The sequence below is a fragment of the Streptomyces sp. NPDC002513 genome, assembly GCF_053595355.1.
On the sequence record NZ_JBSFXK010000050.1, the window covers coordinates 25,216 to 46,279 of the forward strand.

At 73.1% G+C, this 21,064-nt stretch carries 17 protein-coding genes; 3 read left to right on the forward strand and 14 right to left on the reverse strand.

The genetic code is table 11. From position 1 onward, the window contains the following. Positions 1 to 2: 2 nt before the first annotated feature. The 11 genes from ACWD5Q_RS26835 to ACWD5Q_RS26885 form a co-directional block, all read right to left on the reverse strand. Entirely contained in the window at positions 3 to 2,651 is a 2,649-nt protein-coding gene (locus ACWD5Q_RS26835) for a tetratricopeptide repeat protein (protein ID WP_451429609.1), read from the reverse strand. After that, positions 2,648 to 3,970 (reverse strand): hypothetical protein, encoded by a 1,323-nt coding sequence (locus ACWD5Q_RS26840; RefSeq protein ID WP_451429610.1) that lies wholly within the window; start codon positions 3,968 to 3,970, stop codon positions 2,648 to 2,650. The genes ACWD5Q_RS26835 and ACWD5Q_RS26840 overlap by 4 nt, the downstream gene beginning before the upstream one ends. An 85-nt stretch (positions 3,971 to 4,055) precedes the next feature. Beyond that, the gene (locus ACWD5Q_RS26845) at positions 4,056 to 5,060 is read right to left on the reverse strand and encodes a glutamate ABC transporter substrate-binding protein (RefSeq protein WP_451429611.1); all 1,005 of its coding nucleotides are present in this window, start codon (positions 5,058 to 5,060) and stop codon (positions 4,056 to 4,058) included. A 14-nt stretch (positions 5,061 to 5,074) separates the two neighbouring features. Next, positions 5,075 to 6,484, reverse strand: a complete 1,410-nt coding sequence (locus ACWD5Q_RS26850; protein WP_451429612.1) for a hypothetical protein — start codon at positions 6,482 to 6,484, stop codon at positions 5,075 to 5,077. A 223-nt stretch (positions 6,485 to 6,707) separates the two neighbouring features. Beyond that, positions 6,708 to 7,700 carry an N-acetylglucosamine kinase gene (locus tag ACWD5Q_RS26855; RefSeq protein WP_451429613.1) on the reverse strand — a complete coding sequence of 331 codons (993 nt, stop codon included), beginning with the start codon at positions 7,698 to 7,700 and terminating at the stop codon, positions 6,708 to 6,710. Further along, positions 7,691 to 8,956, reverse strand: coding sequence for a 6-phospho-beta-glucosidase (locus ACWD5Q_RS26860; RefSeq protein ID WP_451429614.1), 1,266 nt, complete (start codon positions 8,954 to 8,956; stop codon positions 7,691 to 7,693). Before ACWD5Q_RS26860 ends, ACWD5Q_RS26855 begins: the two co-directional genes overlap by 10 nt. 4 nt (positions 8,957 to 8,960) lie before the next feature. Beyond that, complete coding sequence (locus ACWD5Q_RS26865; protein ID WP_451429615.1) at positions 8,961 to 9,854, reverse strand: carbohydrate ABC transporter permease; 894 nt, start codon at positions 9,852 to 9,854, stop codon at positions 8,961 to 8,963. 2 nt (positions 9,855 to 9,856) lie between these two features. Beyond that, positions 9,857 to 10,798 (reverse strand): carbohydrate ABC transporter permease, encoded by a 942-nt coding sequence (locus ACWD5Q_RS26870; protein ID WP_451429616.1) that lies wholly within the window; start codon positions 10,796 to 10,798, stop codon positions 9,857 to 9,859. Positions 10,799 to 10,800: 2 nt separating this feature from the next. Then, positions 10,801 to 12,132: an ABC transporter substrate-binding protein gene (locus tag ACWD5Q_RS26875; protein WP_451429617.1), complete on the reverse strand. Its 1,332-nt coding sequence runs from the start codon at positions 12,130 to 12,132 to the stop codon at positions 10,801 to 10,803. A 76-nt stretch (positions 12,133 to 12,208) separates the two neighbouring features. Next, positions 12,209 to 13,420, reverse strand: a complete 1,212-nt coding sequence (locus ACWD5Q_RS26880) for an ROK family transcriptional regulator (protein ID WP_451429618.1) — start codon at positions 13,418 to 13,420, stop codon at positions 12,209 to 12,211. A gap of 352 nt (positions 13,421 to 13,772) precedes the next feature. Then, the gene (locus tag ACWD5Q_RS26885) at positions 13,773 to 14,870 is read right to left on the reverse strand and encodes a mechanosensitive ion channel family protein (RefSeq protein ID WP_451429619.1); all 1,098 of its coding nucleotides are present in this window, start codon (positions 14,868 to 14,870) and stop codon (positions 13,773 to 13,775) included. A 329-nt stretch (positions 14,871 to 15,199) separates the two neighbouring features. Between ACWD5Q_RS26885 and ACWD5Q_RS26890 the strand changes: the two genes are divergently transcribed. Continuing rightward, positions 15,200 to 15,736, forward strand: coding sequence for an HNH endonuclease (locus tag ACWD5Q_RS26890; protein WP_451429620.1), 537 nt, complete (start codon positions 15,200 to 15,202; stop codon positions 15,734 to 15,736). Between the two features lie 161 nt (positions 15,737 to 15,897). Here the strand turns inward: ACWD5Q_RS26890 and ACWD5Q_RS26895 are convergent, their stop codons facing one another. From ACWD5Q_RS26895 to ACWD5Q_RS26905, 3 genes are read right to left on the reverse strand one after another with little or no spacing between them, the layout of a single operon-like run. Further along, complete coding sequence (locus ACWD5Q_RS26895; RefSeq protein ID WP_451429621.1) at positions 15,898 to 17,244, reverse strand: ABC transporter permease; 1,347 nt, start codon at positions 17,242 to 17,244, stop codon at positions 15,898 to 15,900. Next, positions 17,241 to 17,927, reverse strand: coding sequence for an ABC transporter ATP-binding protein (locus tag ACWD5Q_RS26900; protein ID WP_451429622.1), 687 nt, complete (start codon positions 17,925 to 17,927; stop codon positions 17,241 to 17,243). The genes ACWD5Q_RS26895 and ACWD5Q_RS26900 overlap by 4 nt, the downstream gene beginning before the upstream one ends. Beyond that, positions 17,924 to 18,457 (reverse strand): PadR family transcriptional regulator, encoded by a 534-nt coding sequence (locus tag ACWD5Q_RS26905; protein ID WP_451429623.1) that lies wholly within the window; start codon positions 18,455 to 18,457, stop codon positions 17,924 to 17,926. Before ACWD5Q_RS26905 ends, ACWD5Q_RS26900 begins: the two co-directional genes overlap by 4 nt. Before the next feature lie 203 nt (positions 18,458 to 18,660). Between ACWD5Q_RS26905 and ACWD5Q_RS26910 the strand changes: the two genes are divergently transcribed. Both ACWD5Q_RS26910 and malQ read left to right on the forward strand, forming a co-directional pair. Continuing rightward, positions 18,661 to 18,897 carry a hypothetical protein gene (locus ACWD5Q_RS26910; protein ID WP_451429624.1) on the forward strand — a complete coding sequence of 79 codons (237 nt, stop codon included), beginning with the start codon at positions 18,661 to 18,663 and terminating at the stop codon, positions 18,895 to 18,897. Then, on the forward strand, positions 18,898 to 21,060 hold the full coding sequence (malQ, locus tag ACWD5Q_RS26915; RefSeq protein ID WP_451429625.1) for a 4-alpha-glucanotransferase: 2,163 nt from the start codon (positions 18,898 to 18,900) through the stop codon (positions 21,058 to 21,060). Positions 21,061 to 21,064 lie beyond the last annotated feature (4 nt).

The window sequence follows — 21,064 nt, forward strand, 5'->3', positions numbered from 1 at the left end:
GATCACACCCACGTCCGGGGGCGGTAACGGTTGGCACGTTCCACCAGGTCGATCCTCTCCTCGCCGCCCTGCGCGAGCCTGGCCAGCGTTCGGTACGAGCGCTCCAGGCCGAAGCGGAGGCCGCGCTCGTCGAGGTCACTGCCGAGGAGCGCCGCGCCGTCCGCCGCGGACGGCGTGGAGCCCCGGCTACCGGAGAGTACCCAGTCCAGGGCGCAGCCGAGGACCTCTGTGGACAACTCCTCGCGGCGGACGGCGTCCAGGCCGTACGCCTCCAGCGCCTGGACCTGCGCCGCGGCGGCCACGAGGTCGTCCAGGAAAGCCGGGTCGGGCCCTTGGTTCGTCCGCTGCCGCAGCCTGGCCCGTACGGCGGCGACGCGGGCCGCGGTGTAGTGGATGGACGCCTCCGGCACGGACTCCAGGGTGTGCACGGCGCCGTGCCGGTCGCCGCGGACGAGCTGGACGCGGGCCAGGCCGAACGCCGAGCTGACATGACTGGGATCGGTGGTCCACACGAGCCCGTAGTAGTGGGCCGCGTTGTCGAGCTGGCCGAGGACCTCCGCGCACAGACCGAGGGCCAGCTTGGGGGAGGGCTCGCCGGGGAAGGCGTCGTAGACCGCCTCGAAGGAGAGCGCGGCGGCCTCGCGGTCGCCGGTGGCCAGCGCGGTGACACCGTGGTACCAGATCACCCGCCAGTCGTCGGGGTGGTCCGCCTCCAGGGCCGCGAGCACCTGCCCGGCGCTGTCCGTCCGGCCCATCTCCAGGCGGGCCCGCAGCTCACGCAGGAGCAGCTCCGGGGAGGCCGCGGGCGCGGCGTGCAGCGCGGCGATCAGCTCCGCGGGCGCGGCGGCCATGAGGCCGGCCAGGAAACCGGCGTTGGGGTCGCCGGGATCGACCAGCGGCACCGGCAGGGCGAGCGCGGCGGCGGCGGTGTCGACGGCCTTGACGACGACCGGGGTGCCGGCGGCCGTGCCCGCGTCCCCCCTCGCCCCGGCCGCCTCGGGGCTCCCGACCGGGCCGGGAGAAGCGGAAGGAACGGCAGCGCGAGGGGAGGCGACGGCGGCGGCCTGCGCCCCGGCGGTCCCCGAGGCCGCGAACGCACCCCCGGCCGCGCTCCCCGGGCGCACGGCCCCGGCGCCCGTGCCGCCGCGGCGCCGCGAGGGCACCACCCTCGCCCCGAGCCGTGACACATCCCCGTCCAGCCGCGGGACCAACTCCGTGTCCGTGACCTTGAGTTCCTGCCCGAACAGCGTCGACAGGGCGGGCCGGGGCCGGCCCGTCCGGAGGGCGACGACCTCCCGCAGCACCCCGGTCAGCTGGTCCGACATCTCCTGCGCGGAGGCGAACCGGCGGGCGGGGTCGGGGTCGGTGGCGCGGACCAGCAGCCGGTAGAAGGACTCGTACCGGCGGAAGACCTCGACGGTGCCGGGGTCGGGCAGCGCGTCCACGTGGACGGTGGTGTAGCCGGGGAAGTCGAAGGTGAGCACCGCGAGCGCCCGCGCGACCGTGTAGAGGTCGCTCGCCACCGAGGGGCCGGCCTCCGCGACCTCGGGCGCCTGGTAGCCCACCGTGCCGTAGATGGCCGACTCGTCGTCGTCCATCCTGCGCACCGCGCCCATGTCGATCAGCTTGAACCGGTCCTCGGTCTGGATCGCGTTGTCGACCTTGAAGTCGCAGTACAGGAGGTTGCGGCTGTGCAGATGGCCGAGCGCCTCCAGTGCCTCGATGCCGTAGGCGCACGCCTGCTCCACCGGCAGCGGATCGCGCCGTCCGTCCGGTGCGCGGCGCTCGTTGGCGATCTCCTTCAGCGACTTGCCGCCGATGTACTCCATGACGATGTAGCCGTCGAGCGAGCCGGTGCGCTGGTCGAGGTGCTCCACGAAGTTGTAGATGCGCACGATGTTGGCGTGCTCGATCTCCGCCAGGAACCGCCGCTCGGAGATCGCGGCGGCCATCGCGTCCTGGTCGCCGGTGTCCAGCAGGCCCTTGAGGACGACCCACCGGTCGGAGACCGCGCGGTCCACCGCCAGGTAGATCCAGCCGAGCCCGCCGTGCGCGAGGCAGCCCGCGACCTCGTACTGGCCGTGCACGATGTCCCCGGCGTGCAGCTTCGGCACGAACGAGTACGGGTGACCGCACTTCGTGCAGAACCCTTCCGTGCGCCCTGCCCGGTCGCCGCGGGCACGCCCCACCGGAGCCCCGCAGTCGGAGCGCGAGCAGAACCGCTTGCGCTCGGGCACCTCCGGGTTCTGCAGCACCATCGCCCGGGGGTCGGGCCGCGGCACGTCCGGGATCTGCACCAGGCCGAGACCGAGCCGGCCGCGCCCGGAACTCGCGCCCGTGGAACCGGAGCTGCGCACCGACACCGACCGGCCGGTGGAGCTGCCCGTCAGCCGCCCCGACACCGAGCGCCGGGACTGCGACGACCGCGACGACCGGGACGACGTACGGGAGCCGGGCCGCGAGGCGCCGCTGCCCGGACTCCGGGAGTCCCGGCCGCCCACGGTCACGCCCGTGGCCGGCGCGCCGACCGTCCCCTTCGCCGAGACGACCGGTGCCAGACCGCATGTGTCGCAGTACAGCTCGCCGCCGCCCACGTCCTCGTAGGAGCCCTCGCAGCCGGGCCGCTGGCAGGTCCGTCCTGCCTGGCTCATGCTTCCCCCCTCCGGTCCGCCGGTTCGCCCTGCCGGGGCGAGCGCTGGCCGAGCAGCTCGGCGGCGGCCTGCTGGTAGCGCAGCACCGCCTGCTCGGCGACCCGGAGGTCGCAGGGCGCGCTCCACAGCATGCGGCGGGCCGAGTCGTAGCGTTCGATCAGCAACGGGTCCTCCGCGAGCCCGTGCCGGGCGACCTTCGCCTTGTACGCGTCGAGCCGGCCGCGCAGCTCGGCGCGGACCGCGAGGGGCGCGGTGACCGCCGTCAACGACTCGCGGGCGCGCAGCAGTTCGTCCTCCGCCCGCTGCTCCAGGGCCTCCAGGAGCGGTGAGAGGCGGTGCCACTGGGCGTGCCTGCGGTACTCGGCGGCGGTCGCCAACTGCTCCTGCAGCGCGGTCGGCGGGCCGCTGACCACGGGCACCTCCGACGCGGCGATCTTCGCGAGGACCTCACCGCGCGCGGTGCGCGCCTCGGCGAGCGTGCGGTCCGCGCGGCTGAGCACGTCCCGCAGCCTGACCAGCCGCGCCTCGGCGTCCTGACGGACCGTCAGCACTGCGTCGATCTCCCGGCGTACGTCCTCCAGGGCGCGCGCCTCGCGGTCGTAGGTCGTGGTGTCCGGCCGGCCGCCGCCGGGGGCCGAGCTGCCCTGCGCGGGAGTCCAGTACGCCAGCGGATCGGAGATCACCTGCTCGCGCAGACGCGTCAGCGTGCGTGTGATCCGCTCCAGGTCGTCGCCCGCCGGGTGCTCGCCGGGGCGCACCCCGACGGAGTGCGCGAGCCGGCGGGTGCGCTGCAACTCCGCGGCCAGCAGGTCGATCCGGGCGGGCAGCGCCGACCACACCGCGTCGGCGGCGACGACGATGTCGAGCGAGGAGGCGTACAGCTCGTTCATCCGGTCCACGAGCTGGGCCAGGGTGAACTGCTCGCTCAGCCTGCCGGTGCCCGCCACCGTCGGCGCGTGAGCCGTCGCCGTGGCGCTGCCCGGGACGGTGACGCTCGCGCCGCGCAGCAGCTCGCTCAGCTCCGCCAGGTCCTCGCGGCTGGACCAGCGTCGGCGGGCTCGGGTGTCGCGCGCGCTGCGCAGGGCGTCCGTGTAGGCGTCGAAGTACGCCCAGAGCAGGGTGATCGACGCCTCCGCCGACGTCCAGCGCTCCTGGGTGACGCCGGTCAGCCCGGCGCCTTCGAGGAGTCTGCGGCCCGCGTGGTCCTGCAATGCGAGGAGCGAGGTCTCTATGGCCTCGTGCTCCGCGCCGAGCCGCGCCAGCGCACGGTCCACCTCGTCCCGGTCCATCACCGGCCCGGTGGGTCCCGTGACGCCCATCGATCACCTCTCGCTCTCCTCGTGCCCGCGCGGTATCCGGTGCGCTCGGGTCAACTCTCCAGTGGTACCAGGTCGGTCGGGTCGGTCAGGAGGACGGTGGCCGCGACGCCGCCGAGTCGGGTCCCAGCGTCGGGGACAGCCATCTGGTGTACGAGGCCTGCCAGCCGGTCGCGAAGTAGCCCACGAGCACCTGGTTGACCCGCCGCACCAGGTCCTTGGCCTCTCTGTTCATCGCCACTCCGTAGTACTCGGTCGTGAAGGGCTTCCCCTTGAGTTCGACGGTCGGGTCCTGGGCCGCCTGGCTCGCGGCCAGCGCGCTGTCGGTGACGACCGCGTCGACCTGGCCCAGTTGGAGTCTGACCAGGCAGTCCAGTTGGCTGGGGACCATGGTGGAGATGTCGGCGGACGCGGGGAGCCGGCCGGACCTCCTGTCCTCGGTCAGCCGGGTGCCGGCCGTGGAGCCCTCCGCGGAGCAGATCCTCTTGCCCGCGAGGGACTTGTCGTAGCCGGTGATCCCGGACTCCTTCGGCGCCAGGACCTGCTGGCCGGTGACGAAGTACGGGTCGGAGAAGCGGACTTCGCCCAGCCGGTCACAGGTGATCGTCATCGTGCGCACCACCATGTCCACCTGCCTACTCTGGACCGCGGGGATGCGCTGATTGGTGGGAATGGCGTGGAAGCGGACGGCGTTCGGGCTGCCCAGGATCCGGCGGGCGATCTCGCGGGCGAGGTCGATGTCGAACCCTTCCAGGTCGCCGCCCCGGGTGTTGGGGTCGCGATAGCCCCAGCGGTAGCTGTTCTGGTCGACGCCCACCGACAGATAGCCGCGCCGCTTGATGTCCCGGACCGTGGGGCCCGTGTCGTCACCGGACGGCGGCAGGCTCATCCGCTCGGGGTGCCCGCCGCAGTCGTCCGCCTTGGCCTGGGTGGCCTCGGCGAGGCCCGGGCCGCCGGTGCCCGGGGAGCCGTCCCGGCTCACGCGGGCGAGCGGCAGTGACAGCGCGAACGTCAGAGCGAGGACGCAGGCGAAGACCATCGCGCCCACCCCGCCCCAGCCTTTCAGGCTCGCCCTCAGGCGGCGTGCGGTCATCGCCGCTCCCCCTCTCACCGGTACTCCGAAAGCCTGCGCCCGATGCCCAGCACCGCGCCCGCCGCGCCCAGCACGGCGAGGACCGCCGCGCCCAGCGGGAGCCCGGTCATCGCGCCCCGGCCGTCGCCCGCCGCCTGCTCGAACTCGCTCTTCTCATGATCCAGCGCCTTCGCCAGGCTCGCATCCACGAGGTCGAAGCACTCACCCGTCGGCTGGTCCGCCCTCGAGCCGATGATCTTGTCCAGGGCCGCCTGGTAGTTGCCGTCGTCGTCGGCGGCCCGTGCCTGCGCGTGGCGCTGCTGCCAGACCTTCATCGTGCCGGTGGCGGCCGTCACGGGCTGTCGGCCCGCCGGGTCGTCGGCGAGGGCCCCGGCCGCGGCGAGGGTGGCGGAGAGCGTCTTCATGTCCTGCTGGAACGCGTAGTCGTAGGCGTCCTCGATCTTCCCGCCCGGGAGCTTCTTCGTCTCGGCGCCGCGGCTGACCAGCGTCAGGTTCTCGTTGCCGCGCGCGTTCAGGGAGGCGATGCGCGCGTCGTGCAGCACGGTCAGCGAGCGCACCCCGTGATCGTAGGAGGAGACGAGCCCGGCGCGGGCCACGCTGTGGCCGGCCACCAGCCACAGCAGGACGATCGCGGCGGCGGCGGTGGAGGCGACCAGGCCCTGGTTCAGCACCCGGTTCGTGCGCAGGTAGTGGCGCCGCTGGGCCCAGCCGAGGGCGGCCAGCGCGAGCACGCCGAGGACGATGGCGAACCAGGGGTACGGGGTCGCGTCCGCGTAGTCGGAGCGCAGCCGCTGGTTCTCCTTGGTGTACAGGTCCTGTGCGGCCGGCAGCATCTGCTGCTGCATCACCTCGTCGGCCGCCCGCAGATAGGCGCCGCCCACCGGGAAGCCCTGGCGGTTGTTGGCGCGGGCCCGCTCGATGAGGCCCTTGTACTGCGGGAGCAGCTTGTTGAGCTTGGCGATGGTGTCCGTGGCGGGGGAGCCGGGCTCGGTGCCGGCCGCCGCCGTGACGAGCCCGGCGGCGGCGGTCTCGATGTCCCTCTCGTACCGCCTGGTGGTCGCGGCGGGCTCCTGACCGCCCGTCAGGAAGCCGCTGGAGGCGGTGGTGTTGGCGTCCGCGAGGGAGCGGTAGATGTCGGCGGCCGAGGCGCTCAGCGGCTGGCTGCTGTGGAGCACGTCGTCGGCGGCGTTCGCGCGGTCCGTCATCTGCCAGGCGGTGACGGCGCCGAAGGCGACGACGAGGACGGCGAGGACGGCGCCGATGACGCGCAGCCGGCCGGGCTCGGTGGTCGCGGCGGCCCGCAGCCGGTCGACGCCCTCGGCGAAGGCCGCGCGCCGCGGGGCGGGTGCCGGCGCCGCGGCCGGCGGGACGGGTGGCGCGGAGGGCGTCACCGGTGGCGCGCCGACCTTCTGCGGATGTGTCACGTGACCTCCCCCATGGTCATCCGTCGGTCACCTCCGCCCGGGGCGCGGGAACGGGCGCAGGTGCACGGCGGCAAGTATCGCCGTCGGAACCGGCATCCGCACAGCTCTTTATGCGATCTTGTTTCTGGATCGCAGCGTGTGTACGGAACGCCGGGCTCGCGGGGCCGGCCGGACCACCCCCTCATGAATACGCGACGCGCGGGCGTTCGGTTCCCTGGGCCGGTCAGACGCCCGCCCCGTCCGCCCGGATTCCGTAGTACGCCCGCACGCGCGCGTGGGCCTCCTGCGGGGCCTGTTCGTGGTCCAGGCCGAGGAGGACGGCGCCGAGCACCGGGCGGGCCGTGACCACCTGCGGGACCGCCTTGGGGGCCCGGGCGGCCAGCAGTTCCCCGACCCGGTCGTCGAGTTGGGGATGGCGGGCGGCCAGGATGCTGCCGCCGAGCAGGACCGGAGCCTCCTCGTCGAGCAGGTCCAGCCGGGTCAGCGCCACCGTGGCCATCGCGACGACCTCCTCCGCGAGCCGGTCGACGATCGCGCGGGCCACCGGATCGCCGTCCCCGGCCGTGGCGAACAGCACCGGCGTCAGCTCGTGGCGCCGGTCGTGCGCGATGTGCTCCAGATGGAGCGCCTCGATGAGCGCGTACATGGAACCGAGCCCGAAGTGCGCGGGCAGGGTGCGGGCCAGGGCCGTGGGGCCGCCCCGCCCGTCCTCCGCGCGCGCCGCCCACCACAGGGCCTCCTCCGCGAGGCCCCAGCCGCCGCCCCAGTCGCCGGAGATACGGCCGATCGCGGGGAAGCGGGCGGTGCGCCCGTCGGGACGCATGCCGACGCAGTTGATGCCCGCGCCGCACACGACCGCCACCCCCCGGGGCTCGGCGACACCGGCCCGCAGGATGGCGAAGGTGTCGTTGCGCACCTCGACGGTCCTGCCCCACGACCGTGCGCGCAGCGCCGCCGCCAACTGTTCCTCCTCCACCGGGAGGTCGGCGTTGGCGAGACAGGCCGAGACATGGCCGGCCGAGGTGACACCGGCCTCGGCGAAGGCCCGGGCCACGGCGTCGGCCAGGGTGTTCACGGCCGTCTCCACGCCCACGGCCGGGGGCCTGAACCCATCGCCCCGCGCGGTGCCGAGCACCTCGCCGTCGGCGGCCACGACGGCTACGTCGGTCTTGCTGTTGCCCGCGTCGAGGGCGAGGACACTTGCGGTCAGGCCCACGCGAGGTGCTCCCGGTTGTGCGCGATCAGCAGGTCGGTGAGGGCGTCGGCGTAGGCGTACTGGCCGATGAGGGGGTGGGCGAGCAGCGCCCGGAAGACGCGGTCCCGGCCGCCGCGCAGGGCCGCCTCCAGGGCCAGCTCCTCGTACGCGGTCACGTGCGCCATCAGCCCCGCGTACAGCGGGTCCACCTCGGGCACCGGCAGGGGGGCCGGTCCGTGCGGTCCGACGGCGGCCTGCACCTCGATCACCGCGTCGTCCGGCAGGAAGGGCAGCGTGCCGTTGTTGTACGCGTTCACCACCTGGTACGGCGAGCCCCCGCCGGCCAGCAGGGACGCGGCGAGGTCCACGGCCGCCTCCGAGTAGTAGGCGCCGCCCCGCTTGGCCAGCAGCGCCGGCTTCTCCTCGAGCGAGGGGTCCGCGTACATCCGCAGCAGCTCCCGTTCCATGGCGGCGACCTCCGCGGCCCGGGACGGCTTGGTGCGCAGCTCGCGTACGACCTCGTCGTGCGCGTAGTAGTAGCGCAGGTAGTACGACGGGACCACGCCGAGACGGTCGACGACGGAGCGCGGCAGGCGCAGATCGTCGGCGACCTCGTCACCGTGCTCGGCGAGCAGCTTGGGCAGCACGTTCTCGCCCTCGGGGCCGCCGAGACGCACACCTGTCTCCCAGGTGAGGTGGTTGAGCCCCACATGGTCGAGGTGGACATCGGCGGGCGTGACGCCGAGCAGGGCGGCGAACTTCCGCTGGAAGCCGATCGCCACGTTGCACAGCCCGACCGCCCGGTGGCCCTCCTGGAGGAGGGCGCGGGTGACGATGCCCACCGGGTTGGTGAAGTCGATGATCCAGGCCCCGGGGTTGGTACGGCGGACGCGTTCGGCGATGTCGAGGACCACCGGCACCGTGCGCAGCGCCTTGGCGAGGCCGCCCGCGCCGGTCGTCTCCTGGCCGACGCAGCCGCACTCCAGCGGCCAGGTCTCGTCCTGCTCCCGCGCGGCCTGGCCGCCGACGCGCAGTTGGAGCAGCACGGCGTCGGCGCCCTCGACCGCCCGGTCCAGGTCCTGCGTCGTGACGACGCGGCCCGGGTGCCCCTGCTTGGCGAAGATGCGCCGGGCCAGCCCGCCCACCAGCTCCACGCGTTCGGCGGCCGGGTCGACGAGGACCAGCTCCTCGACGGGGAGGGTGTCCCTCAGCCGCGCGAATCCGTCGACGAGTTCGGGTGTGTAGGTCGACCCTCCGCCGACCACGGTGAGCTTCAATGTTCTAGCCCTTCACTCCGGTGAGCGTGACACCCTCGACGAACGCCTTCTGGGCGAAGAAGAACACGAGGATCACGGGGGCCATGACCAGCACGGTGGCGGCCATGGTGAGGTTCCAGTCGGTGTGGTGCGCGCCCTTGAACGACTCCAGGCCGTAACTGAGCGTCCATGCGGCCGGGTTCTCCGACGCGTAGATCTGCGGGCCGAAGTAGTCGTTCCAGGCGTAGAAGAACTGGAAGAGCGCGACGGCGGCGATGCCCGGCCGTGCCATGGGCAGGACCACCCTCAGCAGGGTCCGCAGGTCTCCGCAGCCGTCGACCCGCGCCGCGTCCAGGTACTCGTTCGGGATGGTCATCAGGAACTGGCGCAGCAGGAAGATGGAGAACGCGTCGCCGAACGCCATCGGGATGATCAGCGGCCACAGGGTGCCGGACAGATCGAGCTGTTTGGCCCAGAACAGGTACATCGGGATGATGACCACCTGCGGCGGCAGCATCATCATCGAGATCACCAGCATCAGGGACAGATTACGGCCGCGGAAGCGGAACTTGGCGAGGGCGTAGGCGACCGGGACCGACGACACGACGGTCAGGGCGGTGCCGAGCCCCGCGTAGATCAGCGTGTTCTTCCACCAGGTGAGGAAGCCGGGGGTGGCGAAGACCTTCCGGTAGTTGCCCCACTCCCAGGTGTGCGGGATCAGATCGCGGCTGAGCGCCTGGCTGTCGCTCATCAGCGAGGTCAGGAACACGAACACGAAGGGCAGCGTGAAGAAGAGGGCGGCGGCCACGCCGAGGGAGTGGACCGCGATCCACTCCAGCAGCGCCCTGCGGCGGGCGGTGCGTGCGGCGGGCGCGGCGGCGTCTCTCAACTCCACCGGTGTGTCGAGTACTTGGGTCATGGTCAGTCACCTGCCAGATTGAGGCCGCCCCGGCGTCGCATCAGGAACGCGGTGAACGCCATCGACAGGGCGAAGAGCACGAGCGCGACCACACAGGCGGAGCCGTAGTCGAAGCGCTGGAAGCCGAGGTTGTAGACGAGCTGGGGCAGGGTGAGCGTGGACTTGTCGGGATAACCCGGCTCGAACTGGGTGCCGGCGCCCTGGATGACACCCGAGGCGACCTTCCCCGCGATCAGCGGTTGCGTGTAGTACTGCATGGCCTGGATCACTCCGGTGACCACGGCGAACATCACGATCGGGGAGATGTTCGGCAGGGTGACGTAGCGGAAGCGCTGCCACGCCGACGCGCCGTCCAGCTCGGCCGCCTCGTACTGCTCCCTGGGCACGTCCAGCAGCGCGGCCATGAAGATCACCATCAGGTCGCCGATGCCCCACAGGGCGAGCAGGGTGAGGGCGGGCTTGGACCAGGCGGGGTCGTTGAACCAGCCCGGTGCCGGAATGCCGATCGTGTCGAGGATCGAGTTGACCGGTCCGGTACCGGGGTTGAGGAGGAAGGCGAAGGCCATCGTGGCGGCCACGGGCGGGGCGAGGTAGGGCAGGTAGAAGAGGGTGCGGAAGACGCCCGTAGCCGTCTTGATCTTGGTGATGAGCAGGCCCACGCCGAGTCCGAAGACGACCCGCAGGCTGACCGCGACGACGACGAGCCACAGGGTGTTGCGCAGCGCCGGCCAGAACAGGGGGTAGTTCTCGAAGACATACGCCCAGTTCTTCGTCCCGCTCCAGGCCGGCGGCCGGAAGCCGTCGTAGTGCATGAAGGAGAAGTAGACCGTCGAGATCAGCGGATACGCGAAGAAGACCGCGAAGCCGATCAGCCACGGCGACATGAAGGCGGCCGTGCGCAGGGCCGACCGGCGGCGTTTGGACGCGAGGGTGAGGGTGCTCATCGTCACTTCGCCTGCGCGATGTCCGTGTCGATCTGCCGGGCCGTGCTCGCCAGGCCCGCCTTGAGGTCCTTGGCCTTGCCGCTCTCGTAGTCGTAGCCGAACTGCTGGATGGTCACGAGGTACTGGCCGCCGTTGAGCGACGCGGGGGTCGTGGTCGAGTCCGGGTTCGCCGCGATGTCCAGGAACGTCTTGAAGCGCGGGTCGTACTTCAGCGCGGGGGACTTCAGCGCGGCGAGGGTGGAGGGCACGTTGTGGATGCCGTTGGCGAAGCCGACCACCGCGTCCGTGTCCGTGGTCATGTACTTCACCAGCTCCCAGGCCGCGTTCTGCTTCTTGCCGGCGGCGGCGATGCCGGCGATGGTGCCGGTGATGTAGCCCTTGCCGTACTGGGCGGCCTGGTCGTCGGGCACGGGCAGCGGAGCCACCCCGATCTCGAAGTCCGGCTTGGCGTCCAGGGCCATGCCCAGGCGCCACTCACCGTCGAGCTGCATGGCGACCTGACCGGTGTGGAACGGGTGCTTGGGGCCCCATTCGTCACCGAGCTCGGAGCGGTACTTCTCCAGCTTCTGGAAGCCGCCCAGTTCGTCCACGAGCTTCTTCTGGAGGGTGAAACCGGCCGTGAAGGCCGGGTCCTTGGCGAGGTTCGACTTGCCGCTGGAGTCGAAGTAGGTGGGGGAGAACTGCGCGAAGTAGTGCTCGGTGGTGGTCTCCCAGCCGTGGTAGTCGGGCATGAAGCCGAGCTGCCGGTAGCCGTCGCCGTCGGGGATCGTCAGCTTCTTCGCGTCCGCCGCGAACTCGGACCAGGTCCGGGGCGGGGCGGTGATGCCCGCCTTCTTGAAGGCGGTCTTGTTGTAGTAGAGCCCGTAGGCGTCGCCCAGCAGCGGCACCGTGCAGCGGTTGCCGTCGAACTGGGTGTACTCGTTCATCGCCTTCGGGAAGGTCTTCTCCGGGTCGATGCCCGACTTCTTGAAGAAGGGGTTCAGGTCGACGAGGGCCCCGGACGAGCAGAACTTGCCCACGTTGTTCGTGGTGAAGGAGGAGATGACGTCGGGCGCCTGGTCGCCGCCGGTGCGCAGCGCCTGGTTGATCTTGTCGTCGGTCATGTTGGCGACGACGTTGACGTGGATGTTGGGGTGCGCCTTCTCGAACCCCGCGACCAGCGCGTTGACGGCCTTGGTCTCGGAGGGCGCGCTCCAGGCGTGCCAGAAGTTGAGGGTGGTTTCCTTGGACGCGTCGTCGTTCGCGCCGGAGGAAGCCTGGCCGGTACAGGCGGTGGTGAGCAGGGCGACGGACGCGGTAAGGGCAAAAGCCGTCTTTCGGATCACTTTGGGCATGGCTGAGTCTCCCTGGGGGCGGGCGGGGGTGTGGTGCGACCGGGGGCGGGTGCCGGTCCGGGTGGGGCGAGGGTGCTCAGCGCGAGGTGTCGAAGACCTCGTCGCGGGTGGTCGCGAGCGCGCTCTCCAGCGCGCCGCGCAGGACGGGATGGCGGCGTACGTCGCCGACGGCGAGGCGCGGCCGGGACGCGGCCAGCTCCTCCAGTTCGGCCTGGAGCAGGGCCCGCAGCGGCTCGCCCCCCGCGGTGAGCGAGGCGCCGCTGAGGACGACGAGTTCGGGGTCGAGGACGGAGACGAGCGCGGCCAGACCCGTGGCGAGCCGGGTCGCGTACAGCTGAAGCAGGCGCCGGTGGGGGCCCGAGGCATGGTCGGCGCCCAGGGCGACGAGGGTGGCCGCGACCTCGGGGTAGGGGCCCGAGGGCACCTCCTCGATGCCCAGTTCGCGGGCCAGCCCGGGCAGGGCCTGGGAGCCGGCCAGCTCCTGGTAGCCGCCGCTGCCTGCCCGGGTCACCTGGCGGACCAGGGGCGCGCCGGGCACCGGCAGGAAGCCGACCTCGCCGGCGCCGCCCGTCCAGCCGCGGTGCAGCCGTCCGCCGAGCACGAGGGCGGCGCCGAGACCGCCCTCGTTCCACAGCAGGACGAAGTCGTCGTGGCCCCTGGCTGCGCCCAGCCGCTGCTCGGCGAGGGCGACGAGGTTGACGTCGTTCTCGTACTCGACCGGCATCGGAAGGGCGGCGGCGAGTTCGTCGAGCAGTGTGGGGGAGTGCCAGCCGGGCAGGTGGGAGGCGTAGCGGAGGCGGCCGGTGGTGGGGTCGAAGGCGCCGGGGGTGCCGATGACGACCCGGTACACATCGGAGACGGTGAGCCCGGCGGCCTTCACGGCGCCGCCGAGGGCGTCGGTGACCTGCTGGACGACGGGCTGCGCCGGGCGGCGGCCGGGGGTCGGCAGCTCGAACTCGCCGACCGTCCTGCCGGTGACGTCGGCGACGGCGGCGAGGATGCGCTCGGGGGTGACGTCGAGGCCGGCGACGTAGGCGGCGGCCGGGTTCACCACGTAGAGCTGGGCGTTCGGGCCCGGGCGGCCCTCGCTCGTGCCGGTCATCAGCACGAGCCCGGCGGCTTCGAGACGGGCGAGGAGCTGGGAGGCGGTGGGTTTCGACAGGCCGGTGAGCTTGCCGATGCGGGTGCGGCTGAGCGGACCGTGCTCCAGGAGGAGGTCGAGGGCGGCGCGGTCGTTCATGGCGCGCAGCACGCGCGGGGTGCCCGGCGTACCGGCGGATCCTGCCATGTGTGTCGCCACCTGCCTTTCAACGGGCCAGCTTTGCAGCGGGACCGCCGGGAAGTCCACCGGGTGATCGTCGACGGGGCCCGTCCATGGCCGGGAGGCCCTCGGAAGATCACTGTTAGGAAAGTTTCCAATTGGTGAGAGGAAAGTAGGCCCGGTGTCGCGGGGGCGTCAATACCGGCCACGGGTGGCAACCAAGTCGTTACCTCGGCGGCAGACGGCAGACGGCAGGCGGCAGGCGGCAGGCGGGGTGACGCGGCACTCGGGCCCCGCCCGGTCACTCCGCTCCGCCGCAACGCCAAGAGGCGGCCCCCGGAGCATCCGGGAGCCGCCTCGTCTCCTGCGACCGCTACGTCTACTTCGCCGGCGGCCGGACCGGCGGGATCGGAGCCGCCGCCTCCGCCTGGGGCGAGGCGGTGTTCGCGTACGCCGACGGGGGTGCCATCGCGGCCGTCGGGTCGGCCGGGGCCGTCTCCTCCGCCGCCAGGGCGGTGTCGCCGCCCACGATGCGGATGTCCGCCTCGTCGAAGGCCTGCTTGACGCGCCAGCGCAGCTCGCGCTCCACCGACAGCGCCTTGCCCGGCATCGTCTTCGCGCTGAGCCGGACCACCATCGACTCCAGCAGCACGCTGTCCAGACCGAGCACCTCGATCGGGCCCCACAACAGCTCGTTCCAGGGCTCGTCCTTGCTCATCCGCTCGGCCGCCTGGCCGAGGGTCGACTTCACCCGGTCCAGGTCCTCGCTCGCGCGGACGGTCACGTCCACCCCGGCCGTCGCCCAGCCCTGCGAGAGGTTGCCGACGCGCTTGACCTCGCCGTTGCGGACGTACCAGATCTCGCCGCTGTCGCCGCGCAGCTTCGTCACGCGCAGGCCGACCTCGATCACCTCTCCGGAGGCCACACCCGCGTCGATGACATCGCCGACGCCGTACTGGTCCTCGAGGATCATGAACACGCCGGACAGGAAGTCCGTCACCAGGTTGCGCGCGCCGAAACCGATCGCCACACCCGCGACACCGGCGGAGGCGAGCAGCGGCGCCAGATTGATCTGGAAGGACGACAGGACCATCAGCGCCGCCGTGCCCAGGATGAGGAACGACGCCACCGAGCGCAGCACCGAGCCGATCGCCTGCGAGCGCTGCCTGCGGCGCTCCACGTTGACCAGTAGACCGCCGAACGCCGTGCCGTCCACCGCCTCGGCGGTACGGCCCATGCGCTCGATCAGCTTGGTGATCGCGCGCCGCACCACCACTCTCAGCACCGCGGCGATCACCAGGATCAGCACGACCCTGAGGCCGATCGCGAGCCACGTGGACCAGTTCTGCTCGACCCAGCTCGCGGCGTTCGTCGCGCTCTCCTGGGCGTCCTGGAGCGTGGGCACCGCCGGAGCCGTCGTCTGCGAGGGGGACGGGGACGGCGTGGCGCCGATGGCCGATAGGGCGGGCAGGGACACGACAGGGACCTCCAAATGCTGTGCAGTCCGCCCCCGGAGCCCGTGCGCGAGATCACGGAAAGGTCACCGAAGGGCAGGAGCACCACACTAACGGTGCATCGTGTGGGGATTCGGCCCATGTGCCGGGGAGAGACGGTGCTCACCCGGGAAAGTAACGGTGCCCACCCGGGGAAGTAAGGGGGCGCACGACGGGGGATGCTCCCGGTGTGGTCGAAAACACTCCCAGCCCGTTACCGGGAGATGGTGGCGCTTCCACCAGGCATGAGGGGAGACTGGCTGCAGATCGCTCCGGCGCGAGCCACGCGCCGCCGGCGTACAAGGAGGCATCCGTGCCGCACGTCCTGGTCCTCAACGCGTCGTACGAGCCACTCGGCGTCGTACCGCTCCGCCGCGCGCTCGTCCTCGTCCTCGAGAACAAGGCCGTATGCCTCGAGGAGTCCGGCGCCTATATGCACAGCGCAACCGTTACTGTCCCCGCACCCAGCGTGGTCCGGCTGAAGCGATTCGTGCGGGTTCCCTACCGGGGGCCCGTTCCTCTTACCCGTCGTGCGCTCTTCGCCCGCGACGGCGGCCGGTGCATGTACTGCGGTGGCGTCGCAACCAGCGTCGACCACGTCATTCCGCGCAGCCGCGGTGGTCAGCACGTCTGGGACAACGTGGTGGCGTCCTGTCGCCGCTGCAACCATGTCAAGGCCGACCGGCATCTCTTCGAGATCGGCTGGCGGCTCCGTCACAAACCGGCTCCACCCACCGGCCTGGCCTGGCGCATCATCGGCACCGGGCATAGGGACCCGCGCTGGCTGCCCTATCTGCAGCCGTTCGGCGCGGACGACGCCTTGGCCCGGATCGACGGCATTTCCGCCTGACGGTCCGGGCTTCTGCGTTTCCCGGGGCGAGCGGCACCGCCGCTCGCCCCGGACAACCGGCGGCCGGCCGCACCTCGCAGGCCACCCGACGCCGTCGCTTGGGCCCCGGGAGTCCCCGGTGCTCCCGGGGCCGGACGCGCTCTTCGGGGGCCGGTGCGGTGTCAGGCGTGCCGCAGCTCGGCCGGGCCGAGGGAGCGGCGCAGCAGGGGCAGGGACGTCGCCGCCGCCAGCAGGCAGGCCGCGTAGACCACGAACGGGACCAGCAGCGGGAGCAGCGGCACCGACGTGCCGCCCGTGTCGGCCAGGAGCGCGTACCAGACGGCGATGCCCATGCCCCCGAGGCCCGCCAGGGCCACCGAGGGCGCGAGCGGCAGGGCGGTCTCCAGGAGCAGCGCCCGGGCCAGTACGGCGGCCGGCACGCCGGCGGCGGCCTGCGCGGCGAGCCCCCGGCGGCGGGTGGCCAGCGACTCGGCCGTGCCCACGGCCAGACCGGAGAGCGCGATCACCAGGGCGAGCAGCAGCGCGGCCCCGGTCAGCTCGATGCCGGTGGTGTAGAAGGAGACGTCCATGGCCAGCGACCGCGCGCCGCGCAGCCGCAGGGTGTCCAGCAGCACCTGCCGTACGCCCGTGAAGCCGGTCCCGACGATGGTCACCAGCAGGACGGCCGCGTGGGCGCGGGCGGCGGCCCAGGGGTCCTCGCGCAGCCGTTCGGCCGCGATCAGCACCGCCGGGTCGCCGGTCCGCTCCGCGAGCCGCCGGCCGACGCGCCGGGAGGAGACACCGCTCAGCCAGACGACGCCCGCCCCCGTACCGATCACCACGGACAGCACCAGCGGCGGGGCCGTGTCGAAACCGCCGAAGGGGGACGGCGCCACAAGGATCCCGGCGATCAGGAGACCCGAGGCCGCGAGCGGGAGGAGCGGTCCGGGGCCCCGTCCGGCGCGCGGGCGCACCCGGCGCACCCGGCCCAGCGGCTCCGCGACCACCCGCCGCAGCGCCACCACGCTCACCAGCGCGCCCAGTACCGGCACGGCCGTGGCGACCAGGGCGCACGCCACCCACAGCAGGGCCGGCGCGTGCGGCCACAGCCGCAGCAGGAGCGGTACGGCCAGGACCGTGGCGGCGGCCGAGCCGGCCAGAGCGGCGAGGCCCGCCTCCAGCGCGGCGATCCGCCGCACCTGGCCGGGCGCGGCCCCGGCCAGCCGCAGCCGGGCCAGCCGCCGGTCACGGTGCACGGCGCCGATCCGGGCGCACTGCGCGAGGAACCCCAGCACGGGCACGAGCAGCAGGAGCAGGGTGAGGACGATGCCCGCGCGCTCGCCCGGCTGGTTCAGCAGTCCGTCCGCCAGCGCTATCCGGTGCTGCCCCCGCAGCGCGGCCACCGCGGCGGCGGCCAGCCCCAGCCCCGTGGCGAGCCCGGCGCCCAGCGCGGTCAGCAGCACCCGCCACCCCTCGCGCCGGTCGGAACCGCGGGTCAGCAGCCAGGCCAGGCGCAGCTCGCCGCTCATCGCGCCACCTCCGCGGCCTCGGCCGCCACGACGCCGTCCCGCAGCGTCACCTCACGGTCCGCGTACGCCGCCACCTGGGCGTCGTGCGTGATCAGCAGCACGGCCGTGTCCGAGGTGCGGGCCGTGTGCGCGAGCGCGGTCATCACCTGCTCCCCGGCCAGCGAGTCCAGGGCACCGGTGGGCTCGTCCGCGAAGACCACCTTCGGTCCGGTCACGAGGGCCCGCGCGAGAGCCACGCACTGGGCCTGCCCTCCGCTCATCTCGCCGGGCCGCAGATCCTGCTGCCCGAGCACACCGAACCGCTCCAGCCAGGCACCGGCCCGCTCCCGCGCTTCCCGGCGCGCCGTGCCCGCGATCAGCAGCGGCAGCGCCACGTTGTCGACCGCGGTCAGCTCGGGGATGAGCTGCCCGAACTGGAACACCACCCCGAACTCCGTCCGCCGCAGCTCGCTCAGCCGGGTCTCCGCAAGCTCGTCGAGGCGCCGGCCCGCGTACTCGACCGTGCCCGAGTCGGGGCGGACGATCCCCGCGAGACAGTGCAGCAGCGTGGACTTGCCGCTGCCGCTCGCGCCGGTCACGGCGAGGATCTCGCCCGCGTGCAGCTCGAGGGAGGCGCCGCGCAGCGCCGGGGTGGAGCCGTACGCCTTGCGCAGTTGACGGCCGGTCAGGAGGGGTGGGGTCATGCGGTGTCGACCTCCGCGGTCAAGGGGGTGAGCCGGGCCGCCGTGGTGGTCATCCAGCGGAGGTCGGCGTCGAGGTGGTTGAGGGCGTAGTCGGCCGAGAGCACGGTCGCGAGGTCGGCGCCCGGCGCGGTCTTCACCGCGGTCAGCTCCCGCATCCGCGCCTTGTGCGCGGCGCGTTGCGCCGTGAGATACCCGGCCGGGTCCGCCGAGGCGAGGATCGCCACGACGACCTTGGCGAAGATCTCGTTCGTGACGAACGGCGCGGGGGGAGCGATCTCCCCCGCCCAGCGGGCCAGTTCGCGTGCGCCGGCGTCCGTGGAGCGGTACAGCGTGCGCTCCGGGCCGCCGTCGGAACCGGTTCCCTCGACCTCGGCCAAGCCGTCGCGGACCAGGCGCTGCAGGGTCGTGTAGACCTGCCCGTACGCCAGCGGCCGCGCCTGCGGGAACCGCTCGTCGTGCCGCCGCTTGAGGTCGTAGCCATGGCTCGGCCCCGCGGCGAGCAGCCCCAGCAGGATGTGACGGGTGCTCATGGGGATCAGTATGCACTCGATACATGTACTGAGTGAATAGTGGCGTGAGGGCATTCCGGCCCGAGGAGCGTGCGCGGACCCCGGACAACCGGGTACGGTCTGTGACGAAACGCATGATGTCCGTCCTCGTACGTCTGCGGGCGCGTCCGCTGGGTAGCCAGTTCTCACCCGCATCCGTCGTACGACGACAAGGAGGCCCCCCCGTGGCCGTACCGGTCCACCCGTCGCTTCCGGCTCTGTCCCCCCGCGACGTCGAACGCGACGACCCCGGCGTCCCGCTGTGCGCCCTCAGCGCGGAGGTCGCCTCCGCCGAGGCGCCGCTCACCAGCGAACCGCCGCTGCCCGACGCCGAACCGCTCACCAGCGAACCCCCGCTCGCCGACGCCACGCCGCTGACCAGCGAGCCCTCGGCCGCCGGTGCGGACCCCACGAGGTTCTAGATGCCGCCGGCCGACCCCGCGCGCGACGGGACGCCGCTGGCCCGGCTCGCCGCGCTGCACGGCGTCGCCACCTCCTACCGGCCCGCCCCGGACCGTACGGCCCGGGCGTCGGACACCGCGGTCATCGCCGCCCTCGCGGCGCTCGGCGTCGACGCGAGCACCCCGGACGCCGTACGCCACGCCCTCGCCGCCCGCGAGAGCGAACTGTGCGAGCGGCTGCTGCCGCCGACCGTGGTCGGCTGGGGCGGACGCCCGCCCGCCGCCCTCGCCGGACTCCCGGAGGGCACCCGTCTGAGGATCGAGACCGAGCAGGGGGAGAGCCGCGACGCGGCCGGCCACCTCCCGCCCGGCGTCCACGCCCTGCGGGTGACCACACCCGACGGACGCACCGCCGAGGCCCATCTCGTCGCCGCGCCCGACCGGCTGCCCGCACCGCCCGGCCGCTCCCACGGACTGCTCGTCCAGCTCTACTCCCTGCTCTCCCGCCGCTCCTGGGGCATGGGCGACCTCGGCGACCTCACCGAACTGACCGCATGGGCGGGCCGGACACTCGGCGCCGGATTCGTCCAGGTCAACCCGTTGCACGCGGCCGTGCCCGGCCCGCCCACGGACCCCTCCCCCTACCGCCCCTCCTCGCGCCGCTACCCGGACCCCGTGCATCTGCGTGTCGAGGACGTCCCCGAATTCCCCTACGTCGAGGACCGGACCCGGGTGCGGGCGCTGCTGGAGCGGGCCGCGCGGCTGCGGGAGTCCGTCCTCGACAAGGGCGCGCTGATCGACCGCGACGCCGTGTGGGACCTCAAGCGCGAGGCCCTCGCACTCGTGCACGCCGTGCCCCTGGGACCCGGACGGCGGGCCGCGTACGCCGACTTCCTCGCCGAGGAGGGCGAGGCGCTGGAGGACTACGCCACCTGGTGCGCGCTCGCCGAGGTGCACGGCTCCGACCGGCAGGCCTGGCCCGCCCGGCTGCGCGATCCGCGCTCACCGGAGACCGCCCGCGCCCGCGCCGAGCTGATGGACCGCGTCGACTTCCACACCTGGCTCGTCTGGCTGACCGACGCCCAGCTCGCCACCGCCCAGCGCACCGCGCGCGACGCCGGGATGGCCGTGGGACTGATCCACGACCTCGCCGTCGGCGTGCACCCGGGCGGCGCCGACGCCTGGGCGCAGCAGGACCACCTCGCGGCCGGCATCTCGGTGGGCGCCCCGCCGGACGCCTTCAACCCGCGCGGCCAGGACTGGGGTCTGCCGCCCTGGCGCCCCGACCGTCTCGCCGCCTTCGGGTACGCCCCCTACCGCCGGCTTCTGCGCGCCCTCCTCCGGCACGCGGGCGCCCTGCGCATCGACCATGTCATGGGCCTGTTCCGGCTGTGGTGGGTGCCGCAGGGACAGCCGCCCACGGAGGGGACCTACGTCCGCTACGACGCCGAGGCCATGCTCGCCGTCCTGGTCCTGGAGGCGGCGCGCGCCGGGGCGCTGGTCATCGGGGAGGATCTCGGGACGGTGGAGCCGGGCGTGCGGGAGGCGCTGCACGAGCGCGGGGTGCTCGGCACCTCCGTCCTGTGGTTCGAACGGGACTGGGAGGGCACCGGGCAGCCGCTGCCGCCCGAACGCTGGCGGGCGGACTGCCTGGCCACCGCCACCACCCACGACCTGCCGCCGACCGCCGCCCGGCTCACCGGCGAACACGTGGAACTGCGCGACCGGCTCGGTCTGCTGACCCGCCCGCTGGACCAGGAACGCGCCGCGGCGAGTGCCGACGCCCGCGCATGGCTCGCCCTGCTGACCCGGCTCGGGCTGCTGACGGGGGCGAGCGGCGGGGGCCCCACGGCCTCGGAGGAACTCGAGATCCAGGCCGTCTACCGGTTCCTGCTGCGCACACCCGCCCGGCTGATCGGGGTCTGGCTGCCGGACGCGGTGGGCGACCGCCGTCCGCAGAACCTGCCGGGCACCTGGGACGAGTACCCCAACTGGCGCCTGCCGACGGCGGACGCCGAGGGGCGCCCGATGACCCTGGAGGAACTGGCGGCCTCACCGCGGCTGCACGCGCTGATGGACGTGGTGCGGCAGGGGGGCACCGCACGGGGCGGGGCCGGCACCGGCGCGCACGGCGACCTGGGACCGGCGGGGCGGGCAGGGGCCGAGGACGGGGCACGGGGGTGATGGA